Annotated in this window: 18 protein-coding genes; 6 read left to right on the top strand and 12 right to left on the bottom strand. The window is 47.0% G+C overall.

Annotated features, from left to right (window positions below; translation table 11 throughout):
• Window positions 1-287: 287 nt before the first annotated feature.
• Window positions 288-1,667 carry a TRAP transporter large permease subunit gene (locus tag ABY436_RS13875; RefSeq protein WP_372739550.1) on the bottom strand — a complete coding sequence of 460 codons (1,380 nt, stop codon included), beginning with the start codon at window positions 1,665-1,667 and terminating at the stop codon, window positions 288-290.
• Complete coding sequence (locus ABY436_RS13870) at window positions 1,664-2,215, bottom strand: TRAP transporter small permease subunit (protein ID WP_372739549.1); 552 nt, start codon at window positions 2,213-2,215, stop codon at window positions 1,664-1,666. Before ABY436_RS13870 ends, ABY436_RS13875 begins: the two co-directional genes overlap by 4 nt.
• Window positions 2,216-2,386: 171 nt before the next feature.
• Here ABY436_RS13870 and ABY436_RS13865 point away from each other — a divergent pair, with 171 nt between their 5' ends.
• Genes ABY436_RS13865 through ABY436_RS13855 form a run of 3 tightly spaced genes read left to right on the top strand, consistent with a single transcriptional unit; the run spans window position 2,387 to window position 3,702 of the window.
• Window positions 2,387-2,995, top strand: a complete 609-nt coding sequence (locus ABY436_RS13865; RefSeq protein ID WP_372739548.1) for a YjaG family protein — start codon at window positions 2,387-2,389, stop codon at window positions 2,993-2,995.
• Window positions 2,995-3,252, top strand: coding sequence for a hypothetical protein (locus ABY436_RS13860; protein WP_372739547.1), 258 nt, complete (start codon window positions 2,995-2,997; stop codon window positions 3,250-3,252). Before ABY436_RS13865 ends, ABY436_RS13860 begins: the two co-directional genes overlap by 1 nt.
• 21 nt (window positions 3,253-3,273) lie before the next feature.
• A complete protein-coding gene (locus tag ABY436_RS13855) occupies window positions 3,274-3,702 on the top strand; it encodes a hypothetical protein (RefSeq protein ID WP_372739546.1) in 429 nt (142 codons plus the stop codon).
• A gap of 143 nt (window positions 3,703-3,845) precedes the next feature.
• Here ABY436_RS13855 and ABY436_RS13850 read toward each other — a convergent pair whose 3' ends face one another.
• Window positions 3,846-4,784, bottom strand: a complete 939-nt coding sequence (locus ABY436_RS13850; RefSeq protein WP_372739545.1) for an NADP-dependent oxidoreductase — start codon at window positions 4,782-4,784, stop codon at window positions 3,846-3,848.
• Between the two features lie 192 nt (window positions 4,785-4,976).
• On the opposite strand from ABY436_RS13850, the gene ABY436_RS13845 reads away from it, so the two are divergent.
• Window positions 4,977-5,204 (top strand): hypothetical protein, encoded by a 228-nt coding sequence (locus tag ABY436_RS13845; RefSeq protein ID WP_372739544.1) that lies wholly within the window; start codon window positions 4,977-4,979, stop codon window positions 5,202-5,204.
• Window positions 5,205-5,212: 8 nt separating this feature from the next.
• The gene (gene cysZ, locus ABY436_RS13840; RefSeq protein ID WP_372739543.1) at window positions 5,213-5,956 is read left to right on the top strand and encodes a sulfate transporter CysZ; all 744 of its coding nucleotides are present in this window, start codon (window positions 5,213-5,215) and stop codon (window positions 5,954-5,956) included.
• A 16-nt stretch (window positions 5,957-5,972) separates the two neighbouring features.
• Here the strand turns inward: cysZ and phoR are convergent, their stop codons facing one another.
• The 4 genes from phoR to ABY436_RS13820 form a co-directional block, all read right to left on the bottom strand.
• Window positions 5,973-7,274 (bottom strand): phosphate regulon sensor histidine kinase PhoR, encoded by a 1,302-nt coding sequence (phoR, locus tag ABY436_RS13835; RefSeq protein ID WP_372739542.1) that lies wholly within the window; start codon window positions 7,272-7,274, stop codon window positions 5,973-5,975.
• Between the two features lie 86 nt (window positions 7,275-7,360).
• On the bottom strand, window positions 7,361-8,056 hold the full coding sequence (gene phoB, locus ABY436_RS13830; protein ID WP_372739541.1) for a phosphate regulon transcriptional regulator PhoB: 696 nt from the start codon (window positions 8,054-8,056) through the stop codon (window positions 7,361-7,363).
• A gap of 76 nt (window positions 8,057-8,132) precedes the next feature.
• Window positions 8,133-9,050 carry a 4-hydroxybenzoate octaprenyltransferase gene (ubiA, locus tag ABY436_RS13825; RefSeq protein ID WP_372739540.1) on the bottom strand — a complete coding sequence of 306 codons (918 nt, stop codon included), beginning with the start codon at window positions 9,048-9,050 and terminating at the stop codon, window positions 8,133-8,135.
• A gap of 20 nt (window positions 9,051-9,070) precedes the next feature.
• Window positions 9,071-9,616, bottom strand: a complete 546-nt coding sequence (locus ABY436_RS13820) for a chorismate lyase (RefSeq protein ID WP_372739539.1) — start codon at window positions 9,614-9,616, stop codon at window positions 9,071-9,073.
• A gap of 99 nt (window positions 9,617-9,715) precedes the next feature.
• Here ABY436_RS13820 and ABY436_RS13815 point away from each other — a divergent pair, with 99 nt between their 5' ends.
• Window positions 9,716-10,297, top strand: coding sequence for a DUF1415 domain-containing protein (locus tag ABY436_RS13815; protein ID WP_372739538.1), 582 nt, complete (start codon window positions 9,716-9,718; stop codon window positions 10,295-10,297).
• Here ABY436_RS13815 and ABY436_RS13810 read toward each other — a convergent pair.
• From ABY436_RS13810 to ABY436_RS13790, 5 genes are all read right to left on the bottom strand, one after another.
• The gene (locus tag ABY436_RS13810) at window positions 10,294-11,820 is read right to left on the bottom strand and encodes a diguanylate cyclase domain-containing protein (protein ID WP_372739537.1); all 1,527 of its coding nucleotides are present in this window, start codon (window positions 11,818-11,820) and stop codon (window positions 10,294-10,296) included. The genes ABY436_RS13815 and ABY436_RS13810 overlap by 4 nt on opposite strands.
• A gap of 166 nt (window positions 11,821-11,986) precedes the next feature.
• Complete coding sequence (gene phoU, locus ABY436_RS13805; RefSeq protein WP_372739536.1) at window positions 11,987-12,730, bottom strand: phosphate signaling complex protein PhoU; 744 nt, start codon at window positions 12,728-12,730, stop codon at window positions 11,987-11,989.
• A gap of 84 nt (window positions 12,731-12,814) precedes the next feature.
• Window positions 12,815-13,648: a phosphate ABC transporter ATP-binding protein PstB gene (gene pstB / locus ABY436_RS13800; RefSeq protein ID WP_372739551.1), complete on the bottom strand. Its 834-nt coding sequence runs from the start codon at window positions 13,646-13,648 to the stop codon at window positions 12,815-12,817.
• 183 nt (window positions 13,649-13,831) lie between these two features.
• Window positions 13,832-15,520 (bottom strand): phosphate ABC transporter permease PstA, encoded by a 1,689-nt coding sequence (gene pstA / locus ABY436_RS13795; protein WP_372739535.1) that lies wholly within the window; start codon window positions 15,518-15,520, stop codon window positions 13,832-13,834.
• Between the two features lie 25 nt (window positions 15,521-15,545).
• A partial coding sequence (locus ABY436_RS13790) for an ABC transporter permease subunit (RefSeq protein WP_372739534.1) occupies window positions 15,546-17,448 on the bottom strand: 1,903 nt, incomplete at its 5' end.

Genomic DNA, 17,448 nt, shown 5'->3' with positions numbered 1-17,448 from the left:
TGCGCACCACCACAGGCTTCAAATGCAATCAGACACGGCGGTAGTTGAGCGATAAAAGTTATGAGTTTTTGACGAGAAAGTTTCTTTTTACAGACTTGTTGATCGTGGGAGTCACAACCGATTAAATGAAAAGAAGACTTGCCTAAATCGATTCCAAGGACTTTGATATACATGAGATGGTTCTCCTTGTTGGTTTCGTCACCTTTCCAGCATAGCTGGTTAAAAGCGAGGGGAACCATCTCATTAAGCCACCTGATCAGGTGGCTTGGTAATCGTAGCCTTGCTCGTTATCCATAAACCAAATGAGGTAGCCATGTCGCGAGTGATGGCCATGCGGCTAATAAGCCCAACATTGACAGTTGGATGAAAATAAACGGAATGACTCCCCGGTATATCTGCCCTGTTGTAATCGAATCCGGGGCCACTCCACGCAAGTAGAATAGTGCGAAACCAAAGGGAGGTGTCAGGAAAGACGTTTGTAAGTTCAGAGCAATCATTATTCCTAACCAGATAGGGTCCAGACCCATGGTTAACAGAATGGGTGCAATGATAGGGACAACGACGAATGTTATCTCGATAAAATCAAGGAAAAAGCCTAGTAAGAACATGACCAGCATGACCACTGCTAATGCACCCCATACGCCACCAGGAAGACCCGTCAGGAAGTCGCGCACTATGTCGTCGCCACCAAAACCGCGAAATACCAGTGAGAAGATGGATGCGCCCACCAGAATGATAAACACCATAGAGCTTACTTGTGTGGTTGATCGCATCACAGCCGTAAGCGTTTTCATATTGAAGTTGCGCTTAAAGATGGAAAGTAGAACAGCGCCAACAGCACCAACAGCCGCCGCTTCTGTCGGTGTCGCAAACCCGCCGAGAATAGAGCCCAGAACAAGCCCGATCAGCAAAATGGGTGGCACTAAAGCACTGAGAACCTTTACCCAGAGGTTTTCTACCGCATCACGTTCCGTTTTAGGAATGGCAGGAACAGAAGAAGGTGAGAGAATAGCTTTAGCCACAATGTAAAGGGTATAGGCCAGCACCAGTAATAACCCCGGAATTAATGCCCCTAAGAAGAGGTCACCGACGGTGACGGTTTCAGGGGAGAATAGGCCTTGATCAATTTGCGCCTGCTGATACGCAGAGCTGATTACGTCGCCTAGTAGTACCAATACAATAGAAGGGGGGATTATTTGGCCTAGCGTACCTGATGCACAGATAACACCACAGGCAATCTGAGGGTCGTAGCCACGACGTAACATGGTAGGCAAAGAGAGTAATCCCATAGTCACGACTGTTGCCCCCACAATACCGGTGCTGGCTGCCAGTAACATACCCACAATCGTTACTGAAATACCTAATCCGCCGCTCATCGAACCGAAGAGCATCGACATCGTATCGAGAAGCCCTTCGGCAATCTTGGACTTCTCCAACATGACGCCCATGAAAACGAATAGTGGTACGGCAACTAAGACTTCGTTATTCATAATGCCAAATAGGCGGTTAGGAATCGCTTCCAGAAAAACTGAATCAAAGTGGCCGGTTAATGCCCCCACGCCTGCAAACAGAAGCCCCGTACCTGCCAGAGAAAATGCGACGGAGTAGCCCATTAGCAAAACAATAACGGCGGCTAAAAAGAGAAAGAGAGAAAGGTATTCCATCATACGGTGTGCTCCGTAACATCTTCTTCTAGGAGGTGGCCCTGGCCGGTTAGCACCAGAATACAGCGACAAAGCTCTGATATGCCCTGCAGGCAGATTAAAACCGGCATGGCGATCAGAGCAGATTTAAGAATGTAGCGAAAGTTGAGTCCGCCGGACTCCTGAGAGCCCTCTCTTAATTCCCATGAAGTTGCTACATACTCCCATGAGATATAGCCGATAAAGCCAGCAACAGGAAAGAGTAGTAGTAAGATGCCGCCAATATTAATCCAGGCTTTGCCGCGTTCACTTAAGGGGCGATAGAAAATATCAACACGGACATGGCCATCATGTTTAAGGGTATAGGCAGCACCCAAAAGGAAAACAAAGCTATGCATATAGATGACAGATTCTTGTAAGGCAATATTGCCTGTATTGAATGCGTAGCGCATAACTACGATGACAAACGTGATGATCACCATCAACAAGGTGAGCCAGGATATGGTGCGTCCTGTCCATTCGCTGAAGTTATCGAGTAATCGGACTAGCCGACTAAGAAAATTGCTATTCATTTTTATTCTCATATTAGCAAGATTAGGTTCGAAGTTTGAATGTAATGAAAAGTATAACAATAAAAAACCAGAATATTTATCCGTATTTCCACTTGTTTATGCATACTAGGCTACAAAATCGATTAAATCCCTTACAATAGCCATGTCACTTTCCCAAGCAGAGATCTGTACATGACTGATAGATTGCCCGTAGAAGCGCAATTGCGCTCACTGGATCATAAAAAATTAGCCGCTTATTGTGCTGCAATGACTGAGCGACAGTTTCCTAACTTTGTACTTTTTAGTAAATTGACAGAATTTGGCGACATCAAGCAGCTGGAAACCGTGCTGGATGGTGTATGGCAGTCTTTGGTGCCAGGTGGTGCCAAAATGAACTTCGAAGTTCAGTTAGATAAAGTCGATGCTAATATGCCGAATCTGGATGAGTATGAGATGTATGGTGCATCGCCGGCTCTGGATGCAGTTGTGTCTCTCTACTCGACATTAACCTGTATCCTGGAAGCTGATGTGGATGAAGCGATTGCCGTCGGAAATGTGTCGCGTGAATGTGTTGCCATGTTTATCGAGATTTCAGAAGGCGATGACCAAATGTCAGATGAAGAGATAATTCGTCTGATTAACAACCATGATTTGATGATTCAGGAAGATGAGTTTCACGAAGAAGTGGTTGAGCGCCTTGTGAAAGTAAAACAGTTAGACAAAGCTTTTATCAGCGAACTGCGTTCGTTGGCGAGCAATCAAGGTGTGAGTAATATTGGGATAAGTGACGAAGACGCCTGATGCTTAAAATTGGATTACTATTGCTGATAGCCCCTTGTTTACTGCTGATGGGGGGCTACATGTACGAACAGTCTCTGGTCAGCGATTGTCTTGATGCAGGTGGTTCATTTAATTATGAATTACTTGCCTGTGATCAACACAACAACCATCCCTTCATGCCCTATATGGCGAGGCATCCCCTATTTGTAAATGGAGGTATGTTATTGTCGGTTATCGGTTTGTTTTTCTGCATTATCGGTTTGTATAAAGGCCGATAGTCGGCGCTGGAAAGAGTTACCATGCTGAAAAAATCACTTTTAATTTTCTTTTTGTTACTGCTCATTGCCGCTGTTTATGGCTGGATGAACAGAGAGAGCTGGCTGGCAGGTTTTAATCAGGAAAGAGCGCTTACAACGGCAAAATTTAAACAAGAAGGTGAGTCTGTTGGGAAAACGGTCGGTCAACAAGATTGCTTAGATATTACACTGAAGCAGTTTGATGGATGTCTAAGTTATAGCTGTACTGTCAATCAAGGGGTGTTTTTGAAAGCATGCTTGAGTCAGGCAAAACAGACGCAGGGCTTTTGCGATGGAGTGCCGGAGTATCGTGAAAAACCAACCGAAGATGATAAAAACTGGGCCAAGTATTACTGCTGGGATAGAAACATTCGAGGTGAAGGGTGTCGCTTCTTAATGAAACAGCAAAAGTATTTTTGTAGTCAGCAATAGGTTTTGCGATAGGCTATTTTAATGACGGCTTAAGACTCAATACTGAGTAGTAAACCAGCAACGCACCTTGCCCGGCCATTGAAAGAAAAACGAGCAAACCTGCTCTGCTCCGGGAATATCATCCCAAAGCAGGGCAGAGGTCGTTACAACGTCAGAATAACTTTTCCCTGGGTATGCCCGGAAGCAATATCGTTGAAAGCATCAGCGGCTTTTTCAAGAGGATAAGTCGCTGCGATTTTTAATTGTAATTGTTGTTGAGCATTCAGTTTCGCCATTGAGCATAACTGCGCCGCGTTAGGCTCAACACGCAAAGGTAAGACCTTGAGCCCTTGAGCAGCCCCGGCTGCAATGACTTCATCTTTGGTTACCGATGGCAGTGTAATCATCATGCCGGAGCTTTTCAGACAGGAAAGTGCCTCAATGCCAGTCTGGCCGCCTACACCATCGATGATCAGATCAATATCCTGTATAACTTCACCGACTTTTTGCTTTTTATAGTCGATCACCTGGTCGCAGCCGAGGCTGCTTACAAAGGGGTGGTTGGCTGCTGATGCAGAACCTATAACGGTCGCACCTTTCCACTTTGCCAGCTGCACTGCAAGGTGTCCAACGCCCCCGGCTGCGGCAAGAATCAACACTCGCTGTTTGGCTTGAAGCCGGCCGTGATCAAACAGGGCCTGCCATGCGGTTAACCCTGCCAATGCCAAACCGGCGGCTTCAGTCAGATTACAACCTGAAGGTATGCGCGCAATTTGCTCAGCGGGTACCGCTACTTGTTCTGCATAACAGCTGGCCGCTTTCGGGAAGCGGACAAATCCATAGACATGATCACCTGACTGAAAATCAGAAACGTCAGCGCCGCAGGCGATAATTGATCCGCAAAACTCCCAACCAGGAATAAAGGGAAGTTCTCCGATAAACGCTGCTGCGCCTCCGCCTCCGCTGGTTTTCCAGTCGATAGGGTTGACGCCGACAGCATGATTTCTGACTAATACTTCATTTGGTTTTAGTTGCGGTTCAGGCACATCTTCATAAACTAATGCTTCGGGGCCGCCGAAGGTATGAATCCGGATCGCTTTCATGAGTGTTCCTCTGAGTATGTTAACAACTGAGAGTGCTAACAATAAGTGCGCCAACAAAATGAGATGCTACTGGTCGACTATAGTATCAACCACAACGTGGCAACATTAGAGACTATCTTTGCAGCCGACACAAAGCAATTCTGTTAGTCTTATCTGCTCAAAAATCTGACCATATAAAGAAGTGAGAAAACCATGTACTTGCTGGTAATACTTGAACAAATACTGTTTTGGGGTGGTCTTATTGTTTTTCTGGTGTCTTTAGCCATGTATGCCGGTAGAACAAAAGACTATAAGTCTTTGCTCATGTTCTGGCAGCCAACTATTGAATTCAATCCTAAAGAATTCAAAATCAATCGCACCGGAATGACCATGATGATCGTCGGGCTGGCACTACGTCTGGCAGTTAATTTTATAGTTTAGGAGGGAAAATGAAAGGCAACCCTGTCAAAGGGGCAGATTACTTATTTCGCGGGTTCGGCATGTTGCCGGAACCGGGAATTCGACGCTTTGTCCTGATACCTCTGTTGGTAAATATATTCCTGTTTTCTTCAGCAATCTGGCTATTGATCAATGAGTTTGATGGTTGGGTAAATTATTGGCTGAATAAATTACCAGAATGGTTATCATTTCTTGATTGGCTTCTCTGGCCGCTGTTTGCCGTGTTGGTGTTGGTTACTGTTTATTATGGATTCTCGATAATTGCGAATCTGATTGCCGCCCCTTTTAATGGTTTTCTGTCTGAGAAAGTTGAAAAAATGCGAAGTGGTGCTGTCATGGCAGATGAAGGCTGGAAAGGTATGCTAGCGATGATTCCCCGCTCGTTGCAGCGTGAACTGGCTAAAATAGCTTATTATTTACCGCGTTTGTTTTTACTCCTGATACTTAGTTTCATTCCGCTGGTGAATGTTATCGCACCGTTTTTGTGGTTCCTGTTTGGTGCCTGGATGATGGCTATCCAATATTGTGACTATCCGATGGATAATAACAAAGTCAGCTTTGGCCAGATGAAACAACTATTGGCAGAGCGTCGCTTAACGTCATTAGGTTTTGGTGCGCTGGTTCAGGTTGGGATGTTGATACCGGTCGTTAATCTGGTGATGATGCCAGCCGCCGTTATCGGCGCGACACTTTACTGGACAGAAGAGCATTCGGTTCAACAGCGCAGTAGATAACTGTGTTACGTCTTCGTCAGGATTCTGTCTCATTGATTTTGACAAGCATATCCAGAGGAAAGTGACAGCAGAACAAACTTCCTTTGCCGGGCTGGCTCTCAATGGTCAGCTTGGCTCCATGTCGATGTAAGGCATGCTTAACAATCGCCAGTCCTAATCCGGTTCCGCCTGTAGAGGAGGAGCGTCCCTCTTCGACTCGATAGAATCTTTCAGTGAGGCGTGATAAATGGATAGACTCGATACCCAGACCGTTGTCTTCCACACTAACATGGCCACCATCCTGATCGACCCACCATCGAATATCGATCTTACTTTTTGCCGGAGAGTATCTGACGGCATTGAATAGCAAGTTTGAAAAGACACTGTGAAGTTCCTGAGGTTGTCCGAGAAGATCGAATTCGGCGTCGGCACTGACGCTAATCTCATGGCCTTTATCCTGAGAAAGTGCGATGCCATCCTGCTGAATGTTGTGTAGCATCTCTTGTATGCGGATAGGGTTTTCATCAGCGATATGCTGGCTGGCTTCTAATCGGGAAAGTAGCAATAAATCTGTGACCAGGTTTTCCATTCGGCCGGCCTGAGCTTGCATTTGGGTCATAGCCCGCATTAATGGTTTAGGCAGCTCCTGATCAATAAACGTTTCTAAGTAGCCTCTGATCACGGTAAGCGGTGTACGCAATTCATGTGATGCGTTGGCGACAAAGTCCTGTCGGGTATGTTCAAGACGGACTAATTGAGTCACGTCGCGTGCTACCAGCAGCCTGTCACCAAAACCGAATTCAGTAATCTGATATTGTAAAATAACATCATTTAGTACAGGACTGGGGAGCTGCAAAGGGTCTTCATAATGACCTTTACGGAAATAACGAATAAAACGTGGATCTCGCAACAGATTGATAACCGGTTTGCCGCGATCCGCCGAGGCTTTCAGCCCCAACAGCCTGTCAGCTGAAAGATTCCACCATTCCAGATTACTATGTTGATCAATAATGACGAAGGCATCTGCTAGTGCAGAAGATGACTGCTGAAAGCGAACGATGATTTCTTTGAGCTGTGTGGTTTTATGTTGATGATGTTTTTGCAGTCGTGCCAGATCATCAAAAATCTCCCCCCAATGCCCAGGTGCTTCAGGCGGCAAAGTATCCGGGCTTTGCAACCAGGTTTTAAGCTTTGTTGTCAGGCGTATTTGCTGAGCACTCCAGATGCTTAATCCAACCACCAGTCCCCAGCTCATTTGTCCAAAAATTAACCCGAGCATAGCTGAGGTTAATGCATAGATCAGTAAACCCTGGACGGCGGCGTGCGGCGATTTCTGCATAAAGGTCAGTGAAGCTCTGTACTAGTAAATGAGAGTGTTAAACGCAAGTAGTAAACCCGTGTTAAACGAAGACATTAAACTCAGCATTAAGCAATTTGTGCCGAGAAACGATAGCCTGTCCCCCGCACTGTTTGCACAAGATAATCATGCTGCTTACCCAGTGCTTTACGTAGGCGGCGAATATGTACATCTACCGTGCGCTCTTCAACGTAAACGTTACCTCCCCACACCATATCAAGCAATTGTCCCCTCGAATAGGCCCGATCCTGGTGCGTCATAAAAAACTGTAGCAGGCGAAATTCAGTTGGACCAAGGTCGATGGGTTTTTCATATGAGGTTACACGGTGGGAGACCGGGTCCAGCATCAGGCCATCAACGGAAACAGGGTCTTCAACACCTTTGGGTGTTGCGCGGCGTAATACCGCTTTGAGGCGGGCGACTAACTCGCGTGGAGAAAATGGTTTAGTGATGTAATCATCTACACCGGCTTCTAAGCCTTTAACTTTATTTTCTTCTTCGCCTTTAGCTGTCAGCATAATGATGGGTATAGCGGCGGTCGTCTCATCTTTTCGCAGACGCCTGGCTAATTCGATACCACTCATATTAGGCATCATCCAATCTAACAAAATCATATCAGGCTGGCGGTCCACAATCATTGCATGCGCGGTTTGTGCATTATCAGCTTCACTGCATTGATAGCCAGCCATTTCCAGCGCCACGGCAATCATTTCCCTAATCGGCGCTTCGTCATCAACAATCAGAACTTGTTTACTGGTAGACATGTTAACCGTCCCTAAGCATAAAATATGTCGGGAGTATTACACTGCTTTTATATGACATAATTGTTACACGCTATGTTTAGATTGCCATATAGTGCGCAAAAATGCCTGCAAATACAGCCAGGCCTGCATAATGATTGTTGAGAAAGGCTTTAAAACAGCGGTCGCGATCCCTGTCTTTGATTAACACTTGTTGATAGTAAAAGAGCGCGGCCGCTACGCCCAGGCCGATAAAGTAGGGGCTGCTCATCTGCAGCTGCCTTCCTGCTAAGAACAAGATAAGCAGGGTGACACATTGTAAAATTCCGATGATGACTTTATCCAGATCGCCAAAAAGAATCGCTGTGGATTTGACGCCGATGTTAATGTCATCATCTCGGTCAACCATGGCGTACATGGTATCGTAAGCGACGGTCCAGAGTATTTTTGCGATATAAATAAGCCAGGCGATGGTGGGAATAGATTCATTCACCGCGGTAAATGCCATCGGGATAGCCCAGCCAAAGGCGGCACCGAGTACCACTTGCGGTAAATGTGTATGCCGCTTCATAAAAGGATAAAGGGAAGCGAGAAACAGTCCACCTAATGACATTATAATTGTCATGTTATTGGTGAATAACACTAAGGTAAAGGCAAGTATCATAAGGACTGCAAACAAAGTAAGTGCTTCCTTACTACTGATGCGTCCGGTCGCCAGAGGCCTTTGAGACGTGCGCTTAACATGTGCGTCTATTTTGCGGTCGGCAAAGTCATTAATCACGCAACCTGCCGAGCGGGTCAGGAATACACCCAGGATAAAGATAGCTAATAGTTTAAGATCCGGAATGCCGTCAGAGGCAATCCAGAGCGCCCACAGGGTCGGCCAAAGTAACAGGTAGCTGCCAATGGGTCGGTTAAAGCGTGTCAGTTCAATGTAAATTGCACAGCGCTCACGCAGCGATACAGAACTTTTTGGCAGGGCATTTTTGGTTGAGTTGGCTGGAGTACTGTCTGGCATTTTATGCATCACTTAGTAGATTATGGACGATAGTTTACCTGTTCCAGTGCTGGTAGAAAAACCTCACAAACAAGCAAGGGCTTACCGGATAGGAAAAAGGTTGATCGGCGTGCCCAGACTTTCTGTTGATTCGTCAGTTTTAAGCGGCTTATCTGTAATGGGCCGCGTCGCATGGTGGGATCAGTGAAGAGAATAGTTCCCAGCGAGCGGTTACCGACGTGGCTTAGTTGGCGCTCGCGCCCGGTCATAGTTGATGCTGGAATAATAGAACGTGCATATACCCAGACTTGATTATTGCCCAGGAGCTGAACTTCACGGATCAAGGCCAGTTGGCGCATCGGAATACCCAGTTCCAGCGCTTCAGAACGTGTCGGACGTGCCCAGCCTTGATGAACCACTTCAACCCGAAAGTGACCTTGGCTGGCAGTGACCAGGTGTTGCGTCAGTGATGCACGGTCAGTTAACCAGCGCTGCCAGCATTGTGGTGCATGTAAGCGTGTCACACGACGCAAGCCGGTCCAGCGAACGTCAAAGTTCATGGATGTCAGGGCGGAGGGAATAGGCACAGTAAATTCCTTAGTAAACTGTGCGGTATTCTACCCTGAACTGAGTGGAAACAGTATATCAGGCTGGTTCCTTACGACACTTTGGATTAGGATGCCGCTATGAAAAAGAACAGTGAAAAAACCTACAGTGAAGCAGAGGTCATCTCTTTTAGCCGTCAATGGGTAGAGACGATCGTTGTCGGATTAAACCTATGTCCTTTTGCCTCGCCGGTAATACGTAAGAATACTTTGCGTTATGCCGTCAGTGAGTCTGAGGATATTGAAGCGTTAGAGAAAGATTTCTTGTATGAGCTAAACCTGATTCAGGAAGCTGATGAGAAAGAGATCGCCACCACGTTGCTGATTATGCCGCGAGCGGTTGCCGATCTTTATGATTATCTGGATCTTCTGGCGCATTTTGAAAGACTGTTAGCTAAAACGGGATTGTCTGGCATATTCCAACTGGCCAGCTTCCATCCGGCCTATCTATTTGCCGGTGTTGATGCGGATGACTTAAGCCATTGGACAAACCGTTCTCCGTTTCCGATGGTACATCTTATCCGTGAGGGGCAGATGAGTCGCGTCCTGATGCATTATGAAAACCCCGAAGAGATCCCGGAGCGTAATATTAAGCTGCTTCGTGAGTTAGGGCGTGAAGGCTTAGTAGCGCGTTTCCCACCGTTTGCGGAGTTTATTGATTAAGCGGCTACCACACAGTTACGTTGTGTACTTTTTGCTTTATAGAGTGCCTGATCAGCAGACTCAACCAATTCATTCGGGCTGTTGCAGCTCGAGGGAATCAGTGTTGCTACTCCCTGACTGGCGGTAACCACTAAGCCCGTTGATGAACGGTCATGCGTAATACCGAGCAACATAATCTGCTGACGGATCGTTTGTGCTACCCGTTCGGCACCTTTTTTATCGGTTTCTGGTAATAGGATTACAAACTCCTCACCCCCATAACGACAGACCGCATCATGGGAGCGATTAACGGTAGTCTGCATGGCACCCGCAATACGTCTCAAACAGCTATCACCCGCTAAATGCCCGTAGCGGTCATTAAATGCTTTGAAATGATCAACATCTAACATGATTAACGACAGTGGCTGTCGGGTACGTGCGCTGCGTCGCCATTCCATCTCCAGAGTCTTTTCAAATTCGCGGCGATTATTGACACCGGTTAATCCGTCGATCCGTGCTGAACGCTCAAGAAAATCACGAGAACGTTTCAGTTCCAGCATCATACTGATACGCGCACGAGTGATCCCGGCGGCCCGGTCTTTAATAAGATAGTCGGAGGCACCGTGTGCATAAGCCTGAAGTTCTTGTTGATCATCGTTTTCAGCACCGATCAGTGCGATTGGAATAAACGTATTTTTCATATTCTGGATCAGGCGCTGGCAATATAAAAGGTTGTTCAGCCAATCATCAGTGGCGTGTATCAGCACCAGATCAGGCGTTTGTTCGGCGGATTCCAGCTGTTGCTTAAGGTCGTTCAGGGTGGCGGGCAACAGAATATTATAATCGCCGCGCAGAGCGTCAATGAGTTGCCAGACAGGCGCTAGCCCTTCGCTGGCAAAAACCGCAATGGTATGATGCTCCGAGTATTTACACATTTTACGTGAGTCATATTCGACTTTGTTATCTTCACCTGCGAAAAAGGCTTCTATTTCGCTGACAGATGCTAATCCGATTAATTTGCGCTGATCGGGTGAAAAGATAATCGGCACCCGGGAGCCCGTTTTACTGTTTTCCCAGCGATCCTGCCAGTCTTCCAGTATCTCTTCAGCATCTATATCGATAGACAGTTCAGTGGGTAGTCCGGCCGCTTCCAGGCAGTCAAAAATAACAGTCGGGCTGGCAATATCCATTCCCTCAACCCACATGGCTTTGTAAAACAGGTCGCGGAAAATGAGTGCTTTCTCATCGTCAATCTGTGCTGCGGCAATCACACACAGGATAGCAAAGCGGCTATCCGGACGCTCGGGCGGCAGGGCAATTGATATTTCACCGGCACAACTACGAACCGAGAAAACATCACTGGCCAGTTCAGCCAACATATCGGGTGTGTTGCCATAGAGGCCAATATCCTGAGCATGTTCTACCAGCCGGTATTCAACTTTGCTAAGCAGGTTAAGTGCTTTTAGTCTTTCATGCAGAGCATAGCTGTATGGGCAGTTCAGATCCCCATAAACAACATAGCGGCGCGTATCTGTGTTCGGCATTGTCATCTTACCGTTTGTCTTATTGGTAATAGAGATAACGGCTGAAGTCGGTAAAACTTTTGTAATATAGATGTGAGTCTGTGAAATCTAAAGCAGAAACTAAAAAGCAGCCCACTCCAACTTCAATGGCTGCTTTTTAAAAGTCAAAGAGATCGGCTGGGTGCGATTACTCCGGGCTGTCTTCCAGATCGTCTAGTCCGGCAGTTTGCTTTATCTTAGAGAGTGGCTGGTGACGAACATCAGTACCACTGACCAGATAGATCAGGTGCTCTGCCATATTGCGGGAGTGGTCACCAATACGTTCAAGGCTACGTAATACCCAGATGACATTCAGGCAGCTTGAGATAGCGCGTGAGTCTTCCATCATATAGGTCATCAGAGAGCGCATGGCTGTCCGGTACTCCTGATCAACCGCTTTATCTTGTTTAGCAACATGATAGGCCAGTTCTGTATCATTTCGGGCAAAAGCGGTCAGTACATCTTTTACCATTGAGCTGACTAAGCTACCGATATGACGGACTTCCTGGTAACCGCGTTGTGACTCGCCTTCTTCAACCAGCTCAATCACCTGACGGCAAATACGGCTGGCTTCATCGCCCATGCGCTCTAAATCATTTACCGATTTTGAGATGGCGACGACTAAACGCAGGTCGCTGGCGGCAGGCTGGCGACGCGCGATGATGGTGGTGCAGCGCTCATCAATCATCAGCTCCATGTCATTGGTCTGTGTATCGACACGGCGTGATTGCTCAGCAAGTTCAGCATCACCGGTTAATAGTGCCTGGATCGCATCATGAACCTGGCGTTCAACAATGCCACCCATGGTGAGAAGTTCGGTACGAATCTGCTCCAGTTCATCATTGAACTGCTGAGAAATATGCGTTGAAAATGTATCTTTGCTGAGTTCCACGGTAACGGTACTCCGTTCTGATTAATGATTCACAAACTGAGAAAATATAAAGGAGCTACTTTCAGTTAAGGATTAAGTTAATACTTAACCGTAGCGTCCGGTAATGTAATCTTCGGTTTGTTTCTTTTCCGGGTTTGTGAAAAGTGTATCGGTGACACCAAATTCAATCAGATCACCCATATACATGAACGCTGTGTAGTCAGAAACACGTGCAGCCTGCTGCATATTATGAGTGACGATGACAATAGTGAAATCGTTCTTTAACTTATGGATTAATTCTTCAATTTTCAGTGTAGAAATGGGATCCAATGCTGATGCGGGTTCGTCGAGTAATAATACTTCCGGCTTTACAGCAATCGTGCGGGCAATTACCAGACGCTGTTGCTGTCCTCCGGACATGCCTAATGCACTTTCATGCAGACGATCTTTTACTTCATCCCATAAAGCGGCTGATTTTAGCGCCCATTCAACGGTTTCATCAATATCACGTTTCTTTTTAATCCCCTGAATTCGCAGGCCATAGGCAACGTTTTCGTAAATTGACTTGGGAAATGGGTTTGGTTTTTGAAACACCATGCCGACGCGACGGCGCAGGTCTGCGACATCCACTGTACGGTCAAAGATATTGCTACCATCCAGCAGGATTTCACCGCTGATGTTGCAACCATCAACCAGATCATTCATACGATTGAAACAACGCAATAGCGTAGATTTACCGCAACCGGATGGGCCGATAAACGCCGTAACGCGCTTTTTCGGGATATCCATATTGATGCCATGCAGCGCTTCTTTCTCGCCGTATGATAAACGTAAATCTTTCACTTGAAGCGTCGTTGTTTCGCTGCTCAGGTTGAGATTCCGGGCTTCTCGCTGCAACGATGAGATATTGATACCGTGTGTTTTAGCGTTAGATGTCATGTTCATTCAAACCTTCTCAAAGTTATTCATCGAGACCTTTGCACGATTGCTCGTTTCTCTTCTGACTGTGTTAAAAACGTACTCATTCGGTCATTTATACACATAAACTCGCTCATTCCGTGCGTTTTTGCCTTGCCAGAAAAGGAAATTTCGGCTCCTGCAAAGGCCTCTCGTTAAACAGCGTTACATTTCGAGCGATTTATATTTTTCGCGCAGGTGGTTACGAATCTGTACGGCTGAAATATTTAATAGGGCAATGACGACTACCAGAAGCAGCGCCGTAGCATATACCAGCGGACGAGCCGCTTCGACGTTAGGGCTTTGGAAACCCACATCATAGATATGGAACCCCAGGTGCATGAATTTCTGATCCAGATGCAGGAACGGGTAGTTAGCGTCCAGCGGTAAGCTGGGAGCGAGTTTTACTACGCCCACCAGCATCAGGGGAGCCACTTCACCAGCCGCACGGGCGATGGCGAGAATGACGCCGGTCATCATGGCCGGGCTGGCCATCGGTAATACCACTTTCCACAGTGTCTCTGCTTTGGTGGCTCCCAGCGCCAATGAACCTTCCCTTACGGCACGAGGGATACGGGATAATCCTTCTTCGGTCGCTACAATAACAACCGGCACCGTGAGCAATGCTAGTGTTATCGATGCCCACATCAGACCACCGGTACCGAAAGTCGGTGACGGCAGAGCTTCAGGGAAGAACAATTGGTCTATGTTCCCTCCCAGAAAGTAAACAAAAAAGCCAAGCCCAAAGACACCATATACGATTGAGGGTACACCTGCCAAATTGTTAACGGCGATGCGAATCAGGCGTGTCATGAAACCTTGTTTGGCGTATTCCCGCAGATAAACCGCAGCCACAACACCAAAGGGTGTCACCAAAACCGACATCAGAATAACCATCATTACAGTACCGAAGATAGCGGGAAAGATACCGCCTTCTGTGTTGGCCTCACGTGGGTCATCTGAAACAAATTCCCAGATTTTATCGGCATAGTGGGCTAATTTAGCGGGTACGCTCATATCGTTCGGGCGAAATGCACGCACTATTTTAGCAACGGCGATATCTATCTGCTGGCCATTCGATATTTCCGCTACGATAGAGTCACGATTGATTTCATTATAAAGATCAATCAGGCTCTGCTGCAGTCCTTCGTATTCGGTATTCAGTTCGTTACGCCGTGCTTCGATGCTTGCATAAAGAACCGGGTCAGCAACATCTTTCAGTTCCAGAGAGCGCTGCTTCAGACGCAGCCGCTCCAGTTCGTAGTTAATTGCTCCGATTTCATGCTTTTCGATCTGGTAAATATCTTTTCGAATGGTCAGGGCTCGCTCAATACTGGCTTCAAAGCGGTTCCATAAAGCCATGTATTCCGGCGTTTTATCATATCCTGCATATTGGCCGACAAGCGTATCGCCTTCTTTGAGTGCGCGCAGGTAACCATAGAAATTGCCCCACTCACGTCGCTCTGTGGCGAACAGCATCGCAGGGTAGCTTCGCTCAGATAAATTACCATCAAGTACCCATGTGAAATCGGTACCGCTTACATCGCGATTACCAATTTTCATCAGGTCGCGGCGCATCATTTTAGTGCCGTCAGGTACGATCACTCCCGCATCACGGAGTTGCTCTGCCGGCACTTGCTCTGATTCTACAATTTCACCGATAACCAGGCTCTGATTGTCATTTAGCGAGTATTTTGCCTGCAGAATATCGGCTGGCCAGAAATGCCCCAGGCCACGAACAGCAATCAGAGAGAGCAGACCAATGACCATGATGACGCAGATGGTAACGGCCCCTGCATTTAACCAAACCCATGGTGAACCGGATTTTGTCCATTCTGTTAAAGAGATTCTCATTTTTTAATCCTCATTCATCAACGGGTTACAGAGAACCGTACTTTTTACGTAAACGCTGGCGTACTAATTCAGCCAATGTATTCACGACAAAGGTGAACATAAACAGAACAAAGGCTGCCAGGAAAAGGATACGATAGTGGGTACTTCCCACTTCGGACTCCGGCATTTCCACCGCAATGTTTGCAGCTAATGTGCGCATGCCTTCAAAGATATTCATGTCCATGATAGGTGTATTACCCGTCGCCATGAGCACGATCATGGTTTCACCCACGGCACGCCCCATACCAATCATCAATGCAGAGAATATCCCCGGGCTGGCGGTGGGTAGCACGACACGTGTGAGGGTTTGCCAAGGAGTAGCACCTAGCGCCAGAGAGCCGTAACTGAGGTGTTTAGGCACAGCAAAAATCGCATCTTCTGTAATAGAAAATATCGTAGGGATAACCGCAAAGCCCATCGCAATACCCACCACCAGCGCATTACGTTGGTCGAAAGGTATATCAAGTTCGTTACTCATCCACAGGCGCATATCACCGCCAAACAGCAGACTCTCGATGCCATCCGAGACAAATAAGCTGAACAGCGTTGCCAAAATCACCACGGGTACCAGGAGCAAGGCATCCCAGCCTTCAGGTATCAAAAAGCGGATTCTATCGGGCACTTGCGCCCAGAGAAAACCAAATGCAACAATCGCAATCGGAACAACCAGCAGAATCACGAAGATCCCTGCCAGTTTGTCTTCCATAAAAGGAGCAAGCCACAACCCAGCCAGAAAACCGAGAATAACCGTCGGTAGCGCCTCCATTAGCTCTATGAAAGGTTTCACCTTACGGCGCAGCGCCGGCACCATGAAATAAGCCGTATAGATAGCACCACAGATTGCTAACGGTGTACCGAGCAACATGGCATAGAAAGCCGCTTTCAGCGTACCAAAAGCGAGTGGAACCAGGCTGTATTTAGGCTCGAAGTCATTGTTTGCGGCAGAAGACTGCCAGATAAACTCAGGCTTTTCATAACCTTCATACCAGACTTTATCCCATAGTGCCGACCACGACACATCCGGGTGTTCATTATGGATGGCCCACAGCGAAAGCTGGCCATTTTTTTCAACGAGCATGGCATTTGAGCGTGGTGCATAGGATAGTCGATCAGCCGTACCGTCAATAATGGTCTCGGTAAGTGCATTACGTTGGGCTGTGGTATTGAACAGGCGTAGTGTGCCTTGCGTATCCAGTGAAGCAAAGCCCTTACGACGATGTTCGATAGAGAGGTTAACAATAGGGTGAGTGCCGCCCGCAAATTCCCGGATCTTAGTCAGCTTCCAATCGGTGGCTTCGTCACGGACAAGGAACCATTGAGAGATGTTACCCAGATCGTCACCGATGAGTACGGCATTACCGCCTAACAGCATCTGAAAGTCTGTGATGGTTCCCTTGGTCGCTTCTATCACCTGTGTGGTTTGCGCGCCACCTTCCGCTTTCAGATCGATGACAGCCAGATTGTTCTTACCGGCTATCATTAACCAGCGACGGTCAGGCAGTAATAAGAGTTTGTGTGCTTTGATGTTAAAGCTAGGCAGCGTTTCTGACTCGGAGGATATATCAACCTCGCCTGTCATGATGTTTTCATCAACTGAAATCTTAACTTGGGTCAGGCCGGTGTCATCACCGCCAATCAGATTCCAGTTCTCTTCGCCATGAGAAACCCCCAGTAATTTAAGCGGTTTATCACCGATATTAATAGGCTCTTTACCAAGGGGATAGACGAGTGAGGGAGTAATCACGCGATTACCATCAGGGTAGGAAGAGGAATAGTCATGCTGAATAACCAGAGCATCACCATTACTGAAACCAATTGCAAATTGACGCAAGGGATCAGATATTGTTGATAGGGTCGTAATGCTTACATTGGCCGGTACATTGATCTGT

The sequence above is a fragment of the Neptunomonas sp. genome (assembly GCF_041601355.1).
In the GTDB taxonomy this organism is placed as follows: Bacteria; Pseudomonadota; Gammaproteobacteria; order Pseudomonadales; family Balneatricaceae; genus Neptunomonas.
This window is presented reverse-complemented; position numbering and strand designations above follow the sequence as displayed.